The sequence below is a fragment of the Bacillus sp. H1a genome (genome assembly GCF_000633475.1).
Classification (GTDB): domain Bacteria; phylum Bacillota; class Bacilli; order Bacillales; family Bacillaceae_G; genus Bacillus_A; species Bacillus_A paramycoides.
This window is the reverse complement of record NZ_AYMH01000068.1, coordinates 1-18,104: the sequence shown is the minus strand read 5'-3', so window position 1 is coordinate 18,104 and position 18,104 is coordinate 1. Positions and strand designations below refer to the sequence as shown.

Genomic DNA, 18,104 nt, shown 5'->3' with positions numbered 1-18,104 from the left:
TATGGAGCAATTAAAAAAACAAGTTTGTGATTATATTGAGAGTCATGAAGAAGAAAGTGTAAAATTTTTAAAGCGATTAATTCAAGAAAAGAGCGTATCTGGTGATGAAAGTGGTGCGCAGGCAATTGTTATTGAAAAATTGCGTGAGTTAGGTCTAGACCTCGATATTTGGGAGCCTTCGTTTACAAAAATGAAAGATCATCCTTATTTTGTATCACCGCGCACAAGTTTTTCAGACAGCCCGAACATTGTAGCAACTTTAAAAGGTAGTGGTGATGGGAAATCTATGATTTTAAATGGACATATTGATGTTGTACCAGAAGGGGATGTAAATCAGTGGGACCATCATCCTTATAGTGGTGAGAAAATAGGGAATCGTATATATGGCCGTGGAACGACGGATATGAAGGGTGGCAATGTCGCACTTATGCTTGCGATGGAAGCAATTATTGAGTCTCGTATTGAATTAAAAGGCGATATCCATTTTCAAAGTGTTATAGAAGAAGAGAGTGGTGGTGCGGGTACTTTAGCAGCTATTTTACGTGGATATAAGGCAGATGGCGTTATTATTCCAGAGCCAACAAATATGAAGTTTTTCCCGAAACAACAAGGTTCAATGTGGTTTCGCCTACATGTAAAAGGAAAAGCAGCACACGGTGGTACACGTTATGAAGGAGTAAGTGCAATTGAAAAAAGTATGTTTGTTGTAGAGCATTTGAGAAAATTAGAAGAGAAGAGGAATGGTCGAATTACAGATCCGTTATTTAAAGGAATTCCGATTCCAATTCCAATTAATATTGGAAAAATTGAAGGTGGTAGCTGGCCAAGTTCTGTTCCTGATTCGTTAATTTTAGAAGGAAGATGTGGTATTGCGCCGAATGAGACTATAGAGGCAGCAAAAGAAGAATTTGAAAGCTGGATCGGTGAATTAAATGATGTGGACAGTTGGTTTGTGGAAAATCCAGTAGAAGTGGAATGGTTTGGAGCGAGATGGGTCCCTGGTGAGCTTGATGAAGAGCATGAGCTTATTAAGACGCTTCAACATAACTTTGTTGAAATTGAAGGGAACGAACCGATTATAGAAGCATCTCCATGGGGAACAGATGGAGGTTTGTTCACACAAATCGCTAATGTACCAACGATAGTATTTGGCCCAGGAGAGACGAAAGTAGCACACTATCCAAACGAATATATAGAAGTTGATAAAATGATTGCTGCCGCAAAAATTATTGCATGTACATTACTAGATTGGTGTGAGGTGAAAAAATGAAATACTATGAATCTTTTAGAGAACAGACGAAGCACTATACAGTAGAAGGAGTTTTAGACTATTTTAATAAACGTATTAGAGTAGACCACTATACAGGAAATGTTGAAAGTATTATACAAACAATCGATGAATTAGCAGAGAAGCATTCTTTCACTAAATGTATTATAAAAGGAAAGGGAGAGCATGTTTCAACATGGCTCTCTTTCGGTTTCTTATTAGAAGCAACAATACCTCACTATTTTCAAGGACACGATGCGTACTTCTTCGTGAAATATCATAATGAGGAAAGACGAAATAGTATTCATTGGACTGAAGAAGATACTATTTTAAGCGGTGTAAAAGCAAAAGAAGTAAAGGAAAAAGAAATCCCAGAGAAGTTTGTGTTAAGAAAAGCGACCGAAGAAGACGCAGTAGAATTAGCAACCGTCTTTGGAAAGGTATTTGAAGTTTATCCAACACCTTTAAATGAAGCGAGTTATGTAAAGCAGACGATGAAGGAAGACGATACAATTTACTACGTATATGAATTCGACGGACAAATTATTAGTACAGCGTCTGCTGAAATGAATGTGAAAGAAGGAAATGCAGAATTAACGAATTGTGCTACCTTACCTGAATATCGAAAACATGGGTTTATGAAAAGTTTACTAATTAAGTTAGAGGAAGAGCTCCAAGAAAAATCTATTTTTTGTTCCTATACAATTGCTCGTTCGCTTTCTTTCGGTATGAATGCAGCCTTTCATCAACTAGGCTATAGGTACACAGGAAGACTTGCGAATAATTGTTACATTTTTGATAAGTTGGAAGATATGAATATATGGGTAAAAGATTTATCCCGCATTACCGGGCAGTAAGACTCCCACCTCAAAATTCGGAGAATGAGAGGGAGTTAGGTGGGAGATCAACTGCCCGTAAACGCCCGATTGGTTCAACTAATAATCAGTGGGGGATGAACACCCCCCACTGATTAAAGTTTCACTTTATCTAATTATAAATAGGTAAAAGAAATATAAATAATCATAATAAAAATAATAGAACGGAATCGTCATGCTTATAATCGCACAGAGGGATGCCAAAAATTCGGCATTGAATTTGCTGAATTTTTGGCAAAAGGGGGGATGACATTGCTAGCAGTTTCGACACAGGAAGTCATTGAAGCGATTTTGGGCAGTATAGATGAGGCCATACATGCAGTAGATGAAAATGGGATTACAATCTTTTATAATACAGTTGCCGCAAAACATGATGGATCTAAAATTGAGAATGTGCTAGGAAAGCATTTATTAGAAGCATTCCCGTCATTATCAAGAGAAACAAGTACATTGATGAAAGTATTAAACACAAAAAAGCCAATCATACATCAAGTTCAACATTACCAAAATTTAAATGGGGAAGACGTTTGTACGGTAAATACGACGTTACCTATTTTGATAGATGGAAATATTGCTGGTGCTGTAGAAATTGCGAAAGATTATTCTACAATTCAAAAGCTTACTGATACGATTGTAGATCTACAATCGAAAATAAAACGATCGACTAGCAAAAAAACGGTGAAAAAGCATGTTGCATTCGAGACAATTGTAACTGATGATTCCCGTTTTAAACAGACGAAAGAGTTAGCACAAAAAGTAGCGCCAACCGATGCGAATGTTTTAATATATGGTGAAACTGGAACGGGGAAAGAGCTATTTGTGCAAGCGATTCATGAAGCTTCTAAACGAAAAAATAAGCCGTTTATTGCACAAAACTGTGCAGCTTTGCCGGAGTCGTTATTAGAAAGTTTGCTGTTTGGCACGACAAAAGGCAGTTATACAGGGGCAATTGAACGGGCTGGATTATTTGAACTTGTGGATGGAGGGACATTATTTTTAGATGAACTTAATTCAATGCCGCTTGATTTACAAGCGAAAATGCTACGTGTATTAGAGGATGGGGTTATTCGCCGCATAGGTGATAATAAGACGAGAAAAGTAGATGTTCGTGTTATTACGGCGATGAATCAGCCACCAGAAGTATGTTTAAGAGAAAATAAAATTCGTACTGATCTATACTATCGATTAAATGTGTTTTCGTTATATATCCCACCGCTTCGCGAAAGAACTGAAGATGTATTGTTATTAGCGTCTTATTTTTTGAAAGAATATAATAAAAGTTATAAAAAAGGAGTACTTCAAATTGATAAGGAAGCAAAGGAAAGATTACAAGCTTATCAATGGCCCGGAAATGTTCGTGAATTAAAACATACGATAGAACATGCTGTCATTATTGCGGAAGGAAGTTCATTAACAGCTAATTGTTTACCGCGTACATTTCGGAAAGAGAAAACTCCGAAGAAGAAAAGTATATTACCGCTTAGGGAAGCTCTTCATCAAACAGAAAAAGAATTAATAGATCAAGCGTTAATTGAAACGGAAGGGAATATTTTGCAAGCAGCCAAAATGTTAGGAATTCCGCGTCAAACGCTTCAATATAAACTGAGCAAGTACGACAAAACCGCCGAATAATCGGCGGTTTTTGTGTGTTTGCACCAATAAAAGAGCGTTTACATATATAAAAAGTAATGAATATGATATTATATATCGTTTTAGTACAGCACTTAAAAATATTTTTTTCCTTATGTAATAGGGTACTTCTCACATTTACCTATCAAGAATATAAAGTTGGCATAATTATTGCTTATATAAAGGATGAGCGTATAAAAAGGGGGAATAGCAATGTTACATGATGTATACAAACCAAATCGTCACTGGAAGGATATCGAATTATGGAAAGATGTTACAGAAGAGCAATGGAATGATTGGGTTTGGCAATTAACGAATACGATCAAAACTTTAGATGACTTAAAGAAAGTGATTAATTTAACACCTGAAGAAGAAGAAGGTGTTAAAATTTCAACGAAAACGATCCCGTTAAACATTACACCGTACTATGCTTGGCTAATGAATCCTGATGACCCACGCTGTCCGATTCGGATGCAATCAGTACCGATTTCGGAAGAGTTATATAAAACAAAATATGATTTAGAAGATCCTCTTCATGAAGATGAAGATTCACCAGTTCCAGGATTAACGCATCGTTATCCAGACCGCGTTTTATTCTTAGTAACAAATCAATGTTCTATGTATTGTCGTTACTGTACACGCCGTCGCTTTAGTGGACAAATTGGAATGGGTGTACCGAAGAAACAATTAGATGATGCGATTGCTTATATTCGTGAAACACCACAAGTACGAGATGTATTAATCTCTGGTGGTGATGGTCTTCTAATTAACGATAAAATTTTAGAATATGTATTAAAAAATTTACGAGAGATTCCACATGTGGAAATTATTCGTATTGGAACGAGAGCACCGGTTGTATTCCCGCAGCGTATTACAGAGAACTTATGTAATATTATTAAAAAATACCATCCAGTATGGTTAAATACACACTTCAATACTTCAATTGAAATTACAGAAGAATCGAAAAAATCATGTGAAATGCTTGCAAATGCAGGTGTTCCAATTGGAAACCAAGCGGTAATTTTAGCTGGAATTAATGACAGCGTTCCAATTATGAAAAAACTTATGCATGATTTAGTAAAAATTCGTGTTCGTCCATATTACATTTATCAATGTGATTTATCAGAAGGTATCGGTCATTTCCGTGCTCCTGTTTCTAAAGGTCTTGAAATTATTGAAGGCTTACGTGGACATACATCTGGTTATGCGGTACCAACGTTCGTTGTTGATGCACCTGGCGGAGGCGGAAAAATTGCGTTACAGCCAAACTATTTAATTTCACAAAGTGCGGATAAAGTTGTTCTTCGTAACTTTGAAGGTGTTATTACGACGTATCCAGAGCCAGAAAATTATATTCCAGGAAGAGCAGAAGGCTACTTTAAAGAAATTTATCCGACTTATGAAGAGAAACGTTCTGACGTTGGTATTGCAGGTCTAATGAGCGATAAGAAATTTAACCTTGTTCCAGATGACTTACAGCGTATGAATCGTCGTAAAGATTACGAAGATAATGAAACTCATGCATCTTTAAAAGATAAACGTGATAAGCGTGACCAACTAAAAGATAAAAAGTATCAAGCACAAGTGGCTAAGTTAGAAGATGACAAAAAAACTGAGGGTGATGCAGTATGAATTGTATGTGGTGTGACAGTACAGAAGCGAAAGAAAGCTTGAATACTGTATATTGGGAATTACCAGATGGTACGAAAGCCATTGAAATCCAAGAGACACCATGTATTTCTTGTTCCTCATGTGGTATGGACTATCAATCAGACCATACTGTAAAAGAAATTGAAGATCAGTTGTTTTTAATTTATACGAAAGACTTGCCAAAACAACTAACATATGAAGAGTTGATGGGAAGGCCACGATTATTAAAAAGGAATTATTTCGACTTTTAACCAGCTTTTATGCTGGTTTTTTTCTTTTTTGCCTTGTATAATGTACCCAAGTTAGAAAGGTAGGGAATATTTTTGAAAAAGACATTTTACCATTATATGATGAAGCACCGTGCAGCTTTATTTAGAAATGAAATATCAGATTTAGCAGAGGCGATGTATGATGATTTAAGTTTTCCGAAGCAATCTGAAGACTATGATGAAATTAGTTCATACTTAGAGTTAAGTGGAATGCTAGAAAGTATGTCTATATTTGATGAAGCATGGGATTTATACATGCAAGAGAGATAACGATATTGAAGTGTTATGTAAATGAAAACATAAGGAATACATTACTTTTAGGAAGTGAGGTATTCCTTATGTTTTTTTATTTATAATACGTCTTTTTGTTAGGACATAAATGATTAATGAAAGCTAGTATAAATACTAGCTTTTTTGAGTTAAATACAAATTCTACTTGTTTATATTTTTTTATCGAAAAAATTTCTGAATATAAGCTTCTGTGATAAGCGTTTTTATGTAGGTTGCATATACTGTTATCAAAATCACGACGTCAAAAAAAGGAGAGATATAGATGGCAAGAAAAAAACAACCTAAATATAACGTAGGGGACATAGTCGTGATTACGCTATATGGAACCGTTGGGAAAATTACAAATATGAAGATTTTAGATGGTGTTTATGTATACGAAGTAAATAATCATGATGGATTTTATGTAGAGCAAACTCTGCAGCATGTAACGGAGCAAGAAATGAAAAAGGGCGACACAGAGTGGATTGAATTAAATTATAACTTTACGTTTGGTGATCTCGTGCAAGTAACTGGATATGATAAAGATGTTTTTCGTATTGTTGGTTTTCGTACAGAAGTCTGGAGATATAAAAATGATGCATGGGAAGATACAATATATGAATTGTCACGAATTACTGATGGTGAATGGTTAGAGGCTGATGAGTCAGATTTAACATTACTTGCCAATGCTCAAACGGCAAATGCAATTTTGAAGAAAATGAAACAAGATAAAGCTGGTATGAATAAATTAGATTTGGGAAAATTGAAATCAATTAACAATTCGAAAAAAGTGAGTGTTAAGACGAATCGCCAAGAAATTATTGATGGGTTATTAGATATTTATAATGATTATCAATTATTATTCGATACATTTAAAGATGAAGAATATAAAATTGTAATGGATGTTGTTCATAATTATTTAGTTAAATTGACAGAGAAAAAATAGTTAACTAGAAAGAGAGAATAAATTGAACAACAACATATGCAGTGTAAGGTATGCCTACAACTATTAAAAAAATAAAAAGCCCTTTAATAAGAGAGTCTGCCCATTTATCTTCATGCATGAACTCTTCTTTTGTTTGCTCTACTTCATATTGGTATTCCATTATTATTTCCCCCTTTGAATAGCTTGTACTAACATCGTATGCACCTCGTCCACATGATATGACCTATAAAAAAGAAAAACTATTTTTCTAATCTCATATACATAATTTTGAGATTTTTTCATAAAACAGAAATAAAGGAGTGATGCTCATGAAGGAAATTGAAGTCGTAATTGATACGGAAGAGATTGCGGAGTTTTTTTATGAGCAACTAATTGAAAGAGGATACGTTCCAAAAAGAGAAGAAATCGAGGACCTGGCAGATATTACATTTGAGTATTTATTAGAGAAATGCATGATTGATGAAGTATTTGATGAAGAGGAAGATTGAAAGTAACGGCGGGCTCAACTCGTCGTTTTTTACTCTTTACAAACTTGTCACAAATATAGATAAGAATTATTGGTATAATTAAAAAAAAATTTATTCAAGAGGTGAAGGGATGTTCAAAAAAATTGTTGATTCTATATTAGGAAAGAAAAAATATCGTTCGTATTCGAGTAGTGATTATCGCCATGGAGGGCGCTCTTATTCAAGTAGCGACTATAAACGACGTTCGTCTGGTTATGGGCACCAGCATTATAAAAGAAAACGCAAAAGCCGTAGCTTCTTTTCAAGTAGCTGATGAAATGGCGTCGTGTACTAGCTTTATTTGATAGACCACTGCGAAAAAATACAATTGTTGCAGAGCGTTATAACATTGAATCAGTAATTGGAATGGGTAGCTATGGGGTTACATACGTCGTTAATGATTTGCAAATAAATAGAAATAAAGTCTTAAAACAATTGAGGCAAAGTAAACAAAGATATGAGTCTGGTAGAAAATCATTTGAACAAGAGAAATTGATTTTACAAACATTAAATCATGCGACAATTCCTAGTCTACATGATCATTTCATATGGAAGAAAAAGAACTTTTTTGTGATGGAGTATATGCCAGGTAAGAATTTTGAAGATTATATTTTCTTAGAGGGTCATATATACAAAGAACGTGAAGTTTTTGAAATTTTATATGAAATATTAGGGATTGTTTCGTATTTTCATAGTAAAGGTATTATTCACCGAGATTTACGCATTCCGAATATATTAATGAAAGAAAATCAAATTAGTATTATTGATTTTGGATTGGCTAAATTTAAAGGTGAAGGTGATGAACGAGCTACCATTTATGAAGGTGAACAAGCTTTGATGCGAGAAGTTCAGTTTCGTAGCGATTTTTATGCGCTCGGTCATTTCGCGTTATTTTTATTGTATGCTGATTATGAATCTACTGAAAAACATGAAAAACCATGGTTTGAAGAGTTAGTGTTGGAAGAATATAATCGTGAAACACTTATGCGAATGTTACAAATAAAAACGCCGTATTATGAGAATGTACAAGATTTGAAAAAAGATGTAGCTTACGCTTTAGAAAGGATGGAGACCCCATGTTTCAAAAGTTTTTAGCAAGCGTTGGTATTGGTAATGCAAAAGTAGATACTGTTCTTGAAAAAGATGAACATATAGTTGGAGAAGAGATTGTAGGGAAGGTTCATATAACTGGAGGATCAGTTAGCCAACAAATTGAAAGCATTTACTTAACGTTATCGACATCGTATGTACGAGAAGTCGATGATAAAAAAGTAACGGCAACATATGATTTAGAGCGAGTTCGTTTAACAGATCCATTTTCTGTAGAGCCAAATGAAAAAATAGAAATTCCATTTTCGTTTCCAATGCCAATTGAAGCACCACTTACACTTGGTATGAAAAAGGTTTGGGTTCATACGGGTCTTGATATTAAAAGAAGTATTGATCCTAGTGACCGTGATTATATTCAGGTGCTGCCAAATGCACTATTAAATAGTGTTTTAGATAGTGTAAATCAATTAGGTTTTAAAGCGCGTCATATAGAATGTGAAGAATTGCCGTATCGTTTACGTAATCAAGTTCCATTTGCGCAAGAATTTGAGTTCATTCCAGTCTCAGGTGAGCATTATGGAAAATTAGATGAATTAGAATTATTAATCTTGCCACGTGCTCACAACCGATTAGAAATTATTATGGAAGTAGATAGAAAATCACGTGGATTAGCTGGTTTATTCGCAGAAGCGCTAGATTTTGATGAGAAGGTTATTTGCTTTACAGTAACAAGCGAAGATATTCCGACGATGCAGCAAAAAATTAACAATTATATTTTTTAATAAACTATGCATAAAAAAGAAATGGTGAGGAAAACTAAAACAACCGCTCCATTTTTTTGCATAGTGAGGTTATGTATGTGAAACGATATCGACATTTATACTTGTTAAGTTGTACACTACTCATTTGTTTTGTCGCACTATCACTTTCGTATCATACCGCTTGTATTGAAAAATTTGATAATGTAGTCGCACACTTTATTCAAAGTTTTCGAAACGATTATTTGACAACCTATTTTACTTGGGTGTCCTTCATCGGTTCAAAAAGAATATATTTCCCGTTACTCATTATACTCGTAATGTATTTTCTTGTTAGAAAAAAAATATTAAGTGCATTGCTTCTAACAATTAATTATTACGGATCTCGTTATTTGAACAGTATGCTCAAATTATGGTACGAACGAGCAAGACCTGATGTGTCACAGCTTGTTACAGCAACTGGATATAGCTTTCCGAGCGGTCATACGATGAATGCTACTGCCTTTTTAGGATTTATTGCATACGTCACAATTACAGAAGATCGTATTACATTGCATAAAAAGTTGTTGATTATTTTTATAGCAAGCTTTGTTGTATTATCTATTTCAGTTAGCCGAATTTACCTTGGTGTTCACTATCCATCTGACATACTAGCAGGGTGGGCAGCGGGCGGTAGCTGGCTCGTTTTATGTGTTATATTTCATAAGGCGTTCATTAAAAAAGAACCTATGTCATAATAGGTTCTTTTTGCATGGGCTCCACATGAATGTGAGCATGGTAAATTTCGAATTTTTTTCGAAGCATATCTTCAATATTGTCAGTAATGCAATGGCTTTCGCTAACATCCATTTGAGCATCTACCTCAATTGTAATATCTACATACGTTTGATTCCCATACATACGAGCGCGAATATCTACAATATGTTCTACACCTGAAATATGCCCTACAGCATCAGCATATTCATCCATTTTATCAGGATCAATGCCATCCGTTAGCATATGGGAAGCTTCTACGAAAATTTCCCATGCAGTCTTACAAATAATAAGACCAACAATTAAAGCAGCAATGGGGTCTAAAATAGGCATTTTGAACTGTGATCCGACTATACCTACTACTGTACCAATACTTACGAGTGCATCGGATAAATTATCTTTTGCAGCGGCTTCTAACGACTTACTCTTTGTTTGAATTGCAATCTTTTTCGTATACTTATATACGCCGTACATAACGACAGCAGAAAATAAAGCAACCCAAGCAGCAAGTACATTAGGTGCTGCTTGTTTCGGATTGAAAAACGATTGAATTGCACTAATGACAACTTCTAATCCGACTGTTGCCATAATAAAAGAAGCAACAAGTGATGCGATTTGTTCTGCACGTGAATGCCCATATGGATGATCTGGATCACGAGGCTTACGAGAAATTTTTAGACCGATTAATATAGCTAAAGAAGCACCGATATCCGTTAAGTTATTCAAACCGTCAGCACGTAATGCGCTAGAGAGGGTAATATAACTGATGATGATTTTCATAGAGGATAAACATATGTATGCCATAATGCTGACAATAGCACCTTTATCAGCTTCTTTATGAGAAAGAGAATCCATTTTAATCACTCACCTTCCTACAAGGAATTTCTTTCTATAAATAGAGTATCAAATGAAAGTCGTGTGGGTCTATACAAACATTGTTGACGTTTTATAGCTTTTTAAGTAGGGGATAACAAAGTTTCGCTAAGGAAAAATATGTTGAAAAGTACAAAGTGGAAAGTTGTTAAACAATTAACGATGAATAGGGCATAAGGAAGGAGTGGTGCCAATAATGATTCGTATTAATACCATTCGTATATATTTTTCTCAAAATGATGGTTTGTAATTCCCCGGAGGAAGAATATATAAGAAATGATAAAAAATGATTTCTTGAAGTAGAAGAGGAGAAAAGCATTAATATATGTTCATTTGCATGAAAAATACGAAAGAACATTGTGAAAACAAATAAAAAACCTCTGAAAAATTATCCAGAGGTTTTTTTGTTTCTTAGTAAGCTTCTAAAAACTCAGTAACTTGCTCTTCAGTTTTTGCATTTGCACTATGTAAGTGGCCTAGCTTTTCGCCATTTTGGTATACAAGTAAGCTTGGAATACCCATTACTTGATACTCTTCAGCAATACTTGGTAACTCATCTTTATTAATAGAATACCATTCAAATTTATTGAACTCTTCCATTACATCTCCGATAAAGTTGTCCATACGCACGCAATCCGGGCACCATGTAGTAAAGAACTTAACAACTACTGGCTCCTCGCTTGCGATGATGTCTTTGAATTCCTTGTCAGACTTGATTTCTCTCATGTTTTTGACTCCTTCCATTGTCACACGGATAAGCTAGTATTTTTATGCAAAATCCGTAATTGCAAACATTTTGCAAACATTAGTGTTTTTGAAATAGATTGTTTGCAAAATCTTCGACTGCTTTTTCTTGTAGGCCTGGTACAACATGTGAGTAGGTGTCCAATGTGATGCCTACTCTTTTATGTCCTAATCGTTCACTGACAATCTTCGGATGAATACCTTGTTTCAACATTAATGTTGCATGGGTATGTCTCAGATCGTGGAACCGAATATCAGGAACCCCACTTTTCTTTATAAGCTTTTTCCAGAGCTGTGTCAAACTTCTGAAATTACAAGGGTTACCATTATAAGTAGGGCAGACCAAATCATAATTATTATACCCATCGCCATACCGTTCTTTTTCTTCATATATTTTCTGAAGATGTTCCTGAAGTGCCTGTAGGGTAATTTCAGGTAGAACAATTAATCTCTTTCCTGTAGATGTTTTAGGTTCATGAAATTCTTTGGTGATATGAGGGAGGGAACGATTAACAGATAAAGTTCTTCTCTCAAAATCAATATCCTTCCATTGTAGCCCTAAGATTTCCCCTTTACGCATGCCGCAAGTGATAGCTAATAGGTATGCAACATAGTACCTGCTATCTTTTGCATTGTCTAAAAAGCAGAGTATATGTTCTTCTGACCATGTATTTACAGTTTTTTCTTCACCTTTAGGAGGGCTTACTACATCAGCTACATTCTTTTTCACAATTTCGTGTCTCATAGCATAAGCAAGCGCGGTACGAATAATTTGGTGAATACTTCGAACTGTAACAGGCTTCATAGATTCAGATAGATCACCATAGAACTTTTCAAGATCTACACCTTTTAATTTTTGCATTGGAATGTTTCCGAGTTTTGGTATAATATGATTGTTAATATGTTTTCGATAGTTGTAGTACGTGGTTTCTCGAAGGTTTATCTTTCTTGCTTCAAGGTATTGAAGGAAAAACTCACGTACTCTCATTTTTATGGGCTCAATATATGAGCCTTCTTCTATTTCTACGATTCTTTTAGCCATGTCGACTTGTGCTTCTTTTTTCGTTTTATATCCAGAAAACCATTTTTGGCGCCTTTTTCCCGTTTCAGGATTAGGGCCAATGTCTATTATTATTGCCCACTTGGAACCTCTTTTTCGAATATGTCCTTTCATGTTAAACACTCCTTGATTTGTATTTTCCTTTGAATTTGTGTAAGACGCTGCTTACATAATTCAGGAGTAACTTGAAATACTTCAGACATATCAGCGACCATAGTATCCTTTGCAGGATTAATATATTTTAGCATATGAAAGGGGATAGCTGCATATTTGGTAAAACGTACCGCATCCCATTCTTGCAATTCACGAAAAGCATTAGGCATAATCCCTTGTATGCCAGTGTGGCGCAGGATATGGCATAATTCATGGAAAAATACTTCCTTTTGTTTTTCTTTAGATAAGCGTGAATCAATAACAATCATTTTTAAATAATTATTTGCTATGTAGTATGAGTCAATGTCATCTTTTAAAAGTATGATATTACAGAGTTGAGCGATTTTTTCAATACATAAGTCATTTGGTTTTAAAATCCCAAGCTGTTGATAAAATGTAGTTATCCAATCTTCTAGTAGGGTAGTTTGATACGACCAGTCCATGAATTTCACCTCATTGTTAAAAAAGGAACGTTTGTTCTTGTTTTACTGTAAAAATAAAAGCCCGTGAAGTGGGCTTTTTGTACTTTTTGGATATTTAATATTGTAATGGTTTTGTTTAAGCTACTTTTGTTTATTTTGTATCGCTTTAAATACAACATAATCAAAGTGCTTTTTTATTTCCTCAACATCCTCTGGCGAAAGATTTTTCCACTTTTCAATATCGAAAAATCCCATATTATCTATACCGAGTTGCTGTATGTATTTGGAGATTTCTGTGATGGAGTCATATTCATCTGGGGTTTTCGAATAATTACCTTCTTCATCCGTTTCGCCAAGTAAATACGAAACTGAAACATCATATTTCTCCGCTAACTTTCTTACGCTTTCCAATGAAGGCTCATTGCGCCCTTGTTCATAATAACCGTATGCACTTTCAGATATATCAAGATATTCTGCGACATCACGTTGTTTTAGGTTATGTAGCTTTCTTAATCTTTTCAATCGTTCTTTAATGTAAGACATAAGTACTCCTTTCTTAGGGGTATTTACATTTATTATACAACTTACAGTTGGGTGAATGAAAAAAAATAAAAAATACAACTAAAAATTGTTTTTTGTGTTTACAAACAACTAAAAGTTGTGTATGAGAAAGAAGTGATTCAAAAGCGATCTAAGTTAACTCAACTCAGAAAAGGTAAAAAATTATTCCAAAAAGATATAGTTTTAATATTAAAAGAGGACTATGGAGTTCGGATTACCGAAAGTTACTATGGAATGATTGAACAAGGTGTTAGAACACCTTGTTTAGAGGTTGCCCTAGCTATATCAAAGGTATTCGATAAATGTCCTGAATATATTTTTTAAAATTAAAAACCCAACAAAATGTTGTTTTCGGAGGGGAGCAAATGAATCAACTTCAGGAATAGTATCGCATTATACATCTTCAAACGAAATTAATGGATATTATCTATGCGTTAGACAATGATCCAAATTATACAAAAGAAGATGCAGTCCAAGAGTTGTTGGAATTGATACAAAATTTAGATTGTGAAAAGTCACATATTCAAGAAATGAGGTGAATGAATGACCATCGAAGAACAAATCCAACAAGCCGTAACAAAAGCAATCCAACCATTAATAGAACTTCTTCAAAACCAACAGTCACAATTCGTTAACAAAAAGCCGTTACTTACATTAGAAGAAGCGATGGAGATTTTAGGGGTCGGTAAGAACAGAATGTATGAAATTGTTAAAACCGAAGGATTTCCAGCATTTCGTGAAGGTAAACGATGGATGATTGTTACTCATAAGTTTTATGAGTGGATGGAAAAGCAAGCAGGAAACAAAGAGATGATGTAGGGGGGCATGTATGAACTTAGAGGAATCGTTAAAAGAAATTATTCGTGAAGTTGTGAGAGAAGAGATCAGAGCGGCGTTAGCTGAATTCCATCAAAAATCACAACCAAATAAAGTAATGCGAGTGAAAGAAGCGGCTGCTTATCTCAACATTGCAGTTTGTAGAATGTATGAATTAGCAAAACATCCGCAGTTTCCAGTGATAAGAGAAGGGCGAAAATTACTTTTCTTACAAAAGGATTTGGAAGCGTGGCTTGAAGCGCAAAAGGAGGTGATTTAGTGGGAAATCCAATATTGTTAGCGATATTTGGGGTGTTAATTGCATGCGTTGTATGGCTGTATTACATCACTTACGAACCAATAAAAAAATGGGCTTGGAGTGATGTAGAAGAAAATAAAAAGACCCATGGCAGTGAGGCCTTTAACAAAAAACAAGTGTTATAAGTATACCACGGAAAGTAGGGAAATAGTACATGGATTTAATTGAATATCAAGTGCTATTACCTAATAAGTTCTGGGAATTAGCAAAAAGCAAAGAAGAATTAAAACAGATGATAAAGCAATATTTCAGTGTTGGTTATCCGCATTATGAAATTAAACGAATTATCAAAAGTGGACAAGCCCATATTGTGATTTGTACTAGGAGGTAAAAAGATGGCGATATTCAGACAAGTACACACTTCATTTTGGAATGATGTGAAGGTTCAAGAAGACTTTACACCAGAAGATAAGTACTTTTTCTTATATTTATTAACTAATCCACAAACGAAACAGATCGGTGTATATCAAATAACAAAAAAACAAATGGCCTTTGAAACAGGGTATTCACACGAGACTATAAAGGCTTTGATGCAACGTTTTGAAGACTATCACAAGCTAATAAAATACGATAATGAAACTAGAGAATTAGTCATTTTTAATTGGGGTAAATACAACCTAAAAAAAGCTGGGAAACCAGTTGAGGATTTAATAGAGAAAGAATTAAAAGATGTGAAAAATATATCGTTGTTAATTCCAATCTGTAAACATATAGAGCAAAAATCCATGAAGAAGCTTATTGAAACATTCATTGACGACTCGTATAACGATACGTTAACGGACCGTGGCAAGAGTCGGGGACAAGAAGAAGAAAAAGAAAAACCACTAGTAGAAAATCTCGCAATCGATTTTTATATGAAAAATTTTGGACATATATCTCCATTCATGGGAGAAGAAATTAATCAATGGATAGATGATCTTAACCAATCATTAGTAGTTGAAGCAATGAAAATCACCTTAGAAAACAATAAACGTAATTGGTCTTATACAAAAGGAATTCTAAAAGATTGGCATCAACAAGGCTTTAAAAGAATTCAAGATGTAGAAGCAGCACAAGCAGAATTCCGAAGACAACAACAAAGTAAAAAGCGTACTGGTAAAGGTTATGCCAAACAAACGGAAGCTGTACCAGAATGGTTACATCAGCGAGAAGAACTTGAACCAATACAACAACCACAGCAAGTTCGAAGTGATGATCTTGAAGACAATCAGAAACGTTTGGATGAGATATTAAGCAAATATAAAAATACTAAAGGGGAGTAAGGTATGAAAAACACAGGTGTTGCAAGAAAAGTGGACGAGCTAGGCCGTGTAGTAATTCCAGTAGAGTTACGCAGAACTTTGGGGATTGCTGAAGGAACGGCACTCGACTTTCATGTTGATGGGGAAAACATCGTTTTAAGGAAACAGGAAAAGTCATGCTTTGTAATTGGTGAAGTTTCCGAATCAAACATGGAATTGCTGGGCGGCCGAATGTTTTTGAGTAAGGAAGGGGCAACAGAATTACTGGACTTTCTTGAAAAGAGTGGGATGGCACATGCCTAAGCAGTTAAATATTTTCGATGTAGAGTCAGCAATTTGTGAGTTTGATGTAAGGAAAGCAAATATGAAGAAAGGAACTGGACGCGTTACATATGCTGATGTACGTGTCCGAGTTCCAAGGAATGCAAAGGGTACGGATGAATTACCGCGCACAACTAAACAAGATGATCGTTATGACATCTTTGAACAATATGCAATGGCAATTTGGAGATTTCAAAGAGCTGTAAATAAGCTTTTTAACTGGGAAACAGCGGAAGAATTGTGTAAGGCAGCAAGGGATAAAAAAGAAATAATTCCAGTAAGGGTTTATTTAGGAAGTGGTTTTAAACCGGATGTTGTCGAGTACATGAAGTGAGAAAAGGTATGAAAAAGATAGAAATTGATGTTACAAGTAATAAGCTCTATATAGTTAAGGATGGAAATGTTACAGCGGTTAATCCACCAGTGAGCGGATTTGGTGAGCAAGTTGCAGTTTGGGTTAACGGTAAAGTTGATCGCGTGGATACTAAGTTTACTGAAAAGATAAAATAATCATTTTTAGAAGGTAGGTTCGCTTATGAGCGTAGCAAGAAATCATGAAGCGATGAAGGAATCACGTTTGAAAATATACATCGCTTTAGAAGAAGCTAACTTCATTTGGGATGAAAGGGACGTTATACGTTTTCGTGAAATGTGGAGTCAAGGTATGAGTTTACCGAAGATGGCAAAAACGTTAAGGAGACACCAAGCAGAGGTGGCGCTCCTCGTAATAGATCAGGCTGATAAGTATATGATTGAAAATCGTCCGATAGGATTAGGGATTTGCTAAATAGGAAGGGGAAATCAAAATGAAAGCAATGGAAAACGGTGTATATGCAGCAACTAAATTAATCAGTAAATCAAAGGGAGGACAAGCTGTAATGAATATCAATCAAATTTGTGAATTAGATCAATACCAAGAAGCGACATTACGTACATGGAATACAAATAACGATTTCGGTGGATGCATTTTAAATGCAGCATTAGGGCTTACGGGGGAAGCTGGTGAGGTTGCTGATATTGTAAAAAAAGCTATTTTTCATGGTCATGGTTTTGATCCGGCTCATTGTCCAGGAGAAGAAGAAGGAAATACTCATAAAATCGCTTTAGAGTTAGGGGATATCTTGTACTACATTTCAATCATGTCTTATGAAATTGGATATACCTTAGAAGATATTGCTCAAATGAACATTGCCAAACTAGCAAAAAGGTATCCAGACGGGTTTAGCAGGGAAGCTAGCCAAAAGCGCGTTGATGTGAAGTAAGACAAAATTTGAATTTTATTAAGAAATGGGACTAAAAGCATTGCTAACTAGATGGGAAAAAGAGCATCATCACTGAAATAAAAAGGCCCTGCACACAGGGCATCTAAAAAGATAAAAGATACCTTAGCAATTACAACGATTAGGGAGACGTATTAGCTAAGGTATCTGGATGGATGGTTACATACTAAGTATGCAATCAAGAGCATTGTTGAATGTATTGGGTTATTCAACATGTTAAGAATAACACGAAATTTCTGTTAATCCATCTGGTGAATTTGTCCAAAAAGGTGCTTCTATAAAAGTTTTTCACCTAATGAATGGATTCATGGATCTTAACGAAAGCGTTATTTGCGCGACAC

The 18,104-nt window shown here is 35.0% G+C and carries 29 protein-coding genes; 23 read left to right on the top strand and 6 right to left on the bottom strand.

Annotated elements, in window-relative coordinates; all coding sequences use genetic code 11:
* Nucleotide 1 precedes the first annotated feature (1 nt).
* From U860_RS0126695 to U860_RS0126665, 7 genes are all read left to right on the top strand, one after another.
* Nucleotides 2-1,270, top strand: a complete 1,269-nt coding sequence (locus tag U860_RS0126695; RefSeq protein ID WP_002171812.1) for a peptidase — start codon at nucleotides 2-4, stop codon at nucleotides 1,268-1,270.
* Nucleotides 1,267-2,124 carry a putative beta-lysine N-acetyltransferase gene (gene ablB, locus U860_RS0126690; protein ID WP_025150925.1) on the top strand — a complete coding sequence of 286 codons (858 nt, stop codon included), beginning with the start codon at nucleotides 1,267-1,269 and terminating at the stop codon, nucleotides 2,122-2,124. Before U860_RS0126695 ends, ablB begins: the two co-directional genes overlap by 4 nt.
* Nucleotides 2,125-2,388: 264 nt before the next feature.
* A complete protein-coding gene (gene rocR / locus U860_RS0126685; RefSeq protein ID WP_081806937.1) occupies nucleotides 2,389-3,774 on the top strand; it encodes an arginine utilization transcriptional regulator RocR in 1,386 nt (461 codons plus the stop codon).
* A 210-nt stretch (nucleotides 3,775-3,984) separates the two neighbouring features.
* Nucleotides 3,985-5,403: a lysine 2,3-aminomutase gene (gene ablA, locus U860_RS0126680; RefSeq protein WP_025150923.1), complete on the top strand. Its 1,419-nt coding sequence runs from the start codon at nucleotides 3,985-3,987 to the stop codon at nucleotides 5,401-5,403.
* A complete protein-coding gene (locus U860_RS0126675) occupies nucleotides 5,400-5,672 on the top strand; it encodes a YokU family protein (protein WP_000995763.1) in 273 nt (90 codons plus the stop codon). The genes ablA and U860_RS0126675 overlap by 4 nt, the downstream gene beginning before the upstream one ends.
* A 72-nt stretch (nucleotides 5,673-5,744) precedes the next feature.
* On the top strand, nucleotides 5,745-5,960 hold the full coding sequence (locus U860_RS0126670; protein ID WP_025150922.1) for a YozE family protein: 216 nt from the start codon (nucleotides 5,745-5,747) through the stop codon (nucleotides 5,958-5,960).
* A gap of 283 nt (nucleotides 5,961-6,243) precedes the next feature.
* Nucleotides 6,244-6,906, top strand: a complete 663-nt coding sequence (locus U860_RS0126665) for a hypothetical protein (protein WP_002171817.1) — start codon at nucleotides 6,244-6,246, stop codon at nucleotides 6,904-6,906.
* A 4-nt stretch (nucleotides 6,907-6,910) separates the two neighbouring features.
* Here U860_RS0126665 and U860_RS34330 read toward each other — a convergent pair whose 3' ends face one another.
* Nucleotides 6,911-7,066, bottom strand: coding sequence for a DUF3930 family protein (locus tag U860_RS34330; protein WP_081806936.1), 156 nt, complete (start codon nucleotides 7,064-7,066; stop codon nucleotides 6,911-6,913).
* A gap of 148 nt (nucleotides 7,067-7,214) precedes the next feature.
* On the opposite strand from U860_RS34330, the gene U860_RS0126655 reads away from it, so the two are divergent.
* The 5 genes from U860_RS0126655 (at nucleotide 7,215) to U860_RS0126635 (ending at nucleotide 9,957) form a co-directional block, all read left to right on the top strand.
* The gene (locus tag U860_RS0126655) at nucleotides 7,215-7,394 is read left to right on the top strand and encodes a YozD family protein (protein WP_000658452.1); all 180 of its coding nucleotides are present in this window, start codon (nucleotides 7,215-7,217) and stop codon (nucleotides 7,392-7,394) included.
* 109 nt (nucleotides 7,395-7,503) lie between these two features.
* The gene (locus tag U860_RS0126650; RefSeq protein ID WP_025150921.1) at nucleotides 7,504-7,686 is read left to right on the top strand and encodes a hypothetical protein; all 183 of its coding nucleotides are present in this window, start codon (nucleotides 7,504-7,506) and stop codon (nucleotides 7,684-7,686) included.
* Entirely contained in the window at nucleotides 7,686-8,507 is an 822-nt protein-coding gene (locus U860_RS0126645; protein ID WP_025150920.1) for a protein kinase, read from the top strand. Before U860_RS0126650 ends, U860_RS0126645 begins: the two co-directional genes overlap by 1 nt.
* A complete protein-coding gene (locus U860_RS0126640) occupies nucleotides 8,489-9,244 on the top strand; it encodes a sporulation protein (protein ID WP_025150919.1) in 756 nt (251 codons plus the stop codon). Before U860_RS0126645 ends, U860_RS0126640 begins: the two co-directional genes overlap by 19 nt.
* Before the next feature lie 77 nt (nucleotides 9,245-9,321).
* The gene (locus tag U860_RS0126635) at nucleotides 9,322-9,957 is read left to right on the top strand and encodes a phosphatase PAP2 family protein (protein ID WP_025150918.1); all 636 of its coding nucleotides are present in this window, start codon (nucleotides 9,322-9,324) and stop codon (nucleotides 9,955-9,957) included.
* Here the strand turns inward: U860_RS0126635 and U860_RS0126630 are convergent.
* From U860_RS0126630 to U860_RS0126610, 5 genes are all read right to left on the bottom strand, one after another.
* Entirely contained in the window at nucleotides 9,947-10,828 is an 882-nt protein-coding gene (locus U860_RS0126630) for a cation diffusion facilitator family transporter (protein WP_025150917.1), read from the bottom strand. The two genes, U860_RS0126635 and U860_RS0126630, sit on opposite strands and share 11 nt — an antisense overlap.
* A 429-nt stretch (nucleotides 10,829-11,257) precedes the next feature.
* On the bottom strand, nucleotides 11,258-11,572 hold the full coding sequence (locus tag U860_RS0126625) for a thioredoxin family protein (protein WP_025150916.1): 315 nt from the start codon (nucleotides 11,570-11,572) through the stop codon (nucleotides 11,258-11,260).
* A gap of 79 nt (nucleotides 11,573-11,651) precedes the next feature.
* Entirely contained in the window at nucleotides 11,652-12,764 is a 1,113-nt protein-coding gene (locus U860_RS0126620; protein WP_025150915.1) for a site-specific integrase, read from the bottom strand.
* The gene (locus tag U860_RS0126615; RefSeq protein WP_025150914.1) at nucleotides 12,761-13,246 is read right to left on the bottom strand and encodes an ImmA/IrrE family metallo-endopeptidase; all 486 of its coding nucleotides are present in this window, start codon (nucleotides 13,244-13,246) and stop codon (nucleotides 12,761-12,763) included. The genes U860_RS0126620 and U860_RS0126615 overlap by 4 nt, the downstream gene beginning before the upstream one ends.
* A 120-nt stretch (nucleotides 13,247-13,366) precedes the next feature.
* The gene (locus U860_RS0126610) at nucleotides 13,367-13,768 is read right to left on the bottom strand and encodes a helix-turn-helix transcriptional regulator (RefSeq protein ID WP_025150913.1); all 402 of its coding nucleotides are present in this window, start codon (nucleotides 13,766-13,768) and stop codon (nucleotides 13,367-13,369) included.
* Nucleotides 13,769-13,900: 132 nt separating this feature from the next.
* Here U860_RS0126610 and U860_RS0126605 point away from each other — a divergent pair, with 132 nt between their 5' ends.
* The 11 genes from U860_RS0126605 (at nucleotide 13,901) to U860_RS0126555 (ending at nucleotide 17,745) form a co-directional block, all read left to right on the top strand.
* Nucleotides 13,901-14,110, top strand: coding sequence for a helix-turn-helix transcriptional regulator (locus U860_RS0126605; protein ID WP_050447505.1), 210 nt, complete (start codon nucleotides 13,901-13,903; stop codon nucleotides 14,108-14,110).
* 219 nt (nucleotides 14,111-14,329) lie between these two features.
* Nucleotides 14,330-14,605 carry a helix-turn-helix domain-containing protein gene (locus U860_RS0126600; RefSeq protein ID WP_025150911.1) on the top strand — a complete coding sequence of 92 codons (276 nt, stop codon included), beginning with the start codon at nucleotides 14,330-14,332 and terminating at the stop codon, nucleotides 14,603-14,605.
* A 10-nt stretch (nucleotides 14,606-14,615) separates the two neighbouring features.
* On the top strand, nucleotides 14,616-14,882 hold the full coding sequence (locus U860_RS0126595; RefSeq protein WP_025150910.1) for a helix-turn-helix domain-containing protein: 267 nt from the start codon (nucleotides 14,616-14,618) through the stop codon (nucleotides 14,880-14,882).
* Nucleotides 14,882-15,046, top strand: a complete 165-nt coding sequence (locus U860_RS36085; RefSeq protein ID WP_033795492.1) for a hypothetical protein — start codon at nucleotides 14,882-14,884, stop codon at nucleotides 15,044-15,046. The genes U860_RS0126595 and U860_RS36085 overlap by 1 nt, the downstream gene beginning before the upstream one ends.
* A 29-nt stretch (nucleotides 15,047-15,075) precedes the next feature.
* Nucleotides 15,076-15,252, top strand: a complete 177-nt coding sequence (locus U860_RS36080) for a hypothetical protein (RefSeq protein ID WP_033795491.1) — start codon at nucleotides 15,076-15,078, stop codon at nucleotides 15,250-15,252.
* A 4-nt stretch (nucleotides 15,253-15,256) separates the two neighbouring features.
* Nucleotides 15,257-16,183 carry a DnaD domain protein gene (locus U860_RS0126580; protein ID WP_025150909.1) on the top strand — a complete coding sequence of 309 codons (927 nt, stop codon included), beginning with the start codon at nucleotides 15,257-15,259 and terminating at the stop codon, nucleotides 16,181-16,183.
* 3 nt (nucleotides 16,184-16,186) lie between these two features.
* Nucleotides 16,187-16,465, top strand: coding sequence for an AbrB/MazE/SpoVT family DNA-binding domain-containing protein (locus U860_RS0126575; RefSeq protein WP_025150908.1), 279 nt, complete (start codon nucleotides 16,187-16,189; stop codon nucleotides 16,463-16,465).
* Complete coding sequence (locus tag U860_RS0126570; protein WP_025150907.1) at nucleotides 16,458-16,817, top strand: hypothetical protein; 360 nt, start codon at nucleotides 16,458-16,460, stop codon at nucleotides 16,815-16,817. The genes U860_RS0126575 and U860_RS0126570 overlap by 8 nt, the downstream gene beginning before the upstream one ends.
* Before the next feature lie 8 nt (nucleotides 16,818-16,825).
* Nucleotides 16,826-16,993 carry a DUF3954 domain-containing protein gene (locus U860_RS32060; RefSeq protein WP_033795493.1) on the top strand — a complete coding sequence of 56 codons (168 nt, stop codon included), beginning with the start codon at nucleotides 16,826-16,828 and terminating at the stop codon, nucleotides 16,991-16,993.
* A gap of 25 nt (nucleotides 16,994-17,018) precedes the next feature.
* Nucleotides 17,019-17,270 (top strand): hypothetical protein, encoded by a 252-nt coding sequence (locus U860_RS0126560; protein WP_025150906.1) that lies wholly within the window; start codon nucleotides 17,019-17,021, stop codon nucleotides 17,268-17,270.
* A gap of 19 nt (nucleotides 17,271-17,289) precedes the next feature.
* Complete coding sequence (locus tag U860_RS0126555; RefSeq protein ID WP_025150905.1) at nucleotides 17,290-17,745, top strand: nucleoside triphosphate pyrophosphohydrolase family protein; 456 nt, start codon at nucleotides 17,290-17,292, stop codon at nucleotides 17,743-17,745.
* Nucleotides 17,746-18,104: the final 359 nt, after the last annotated feature.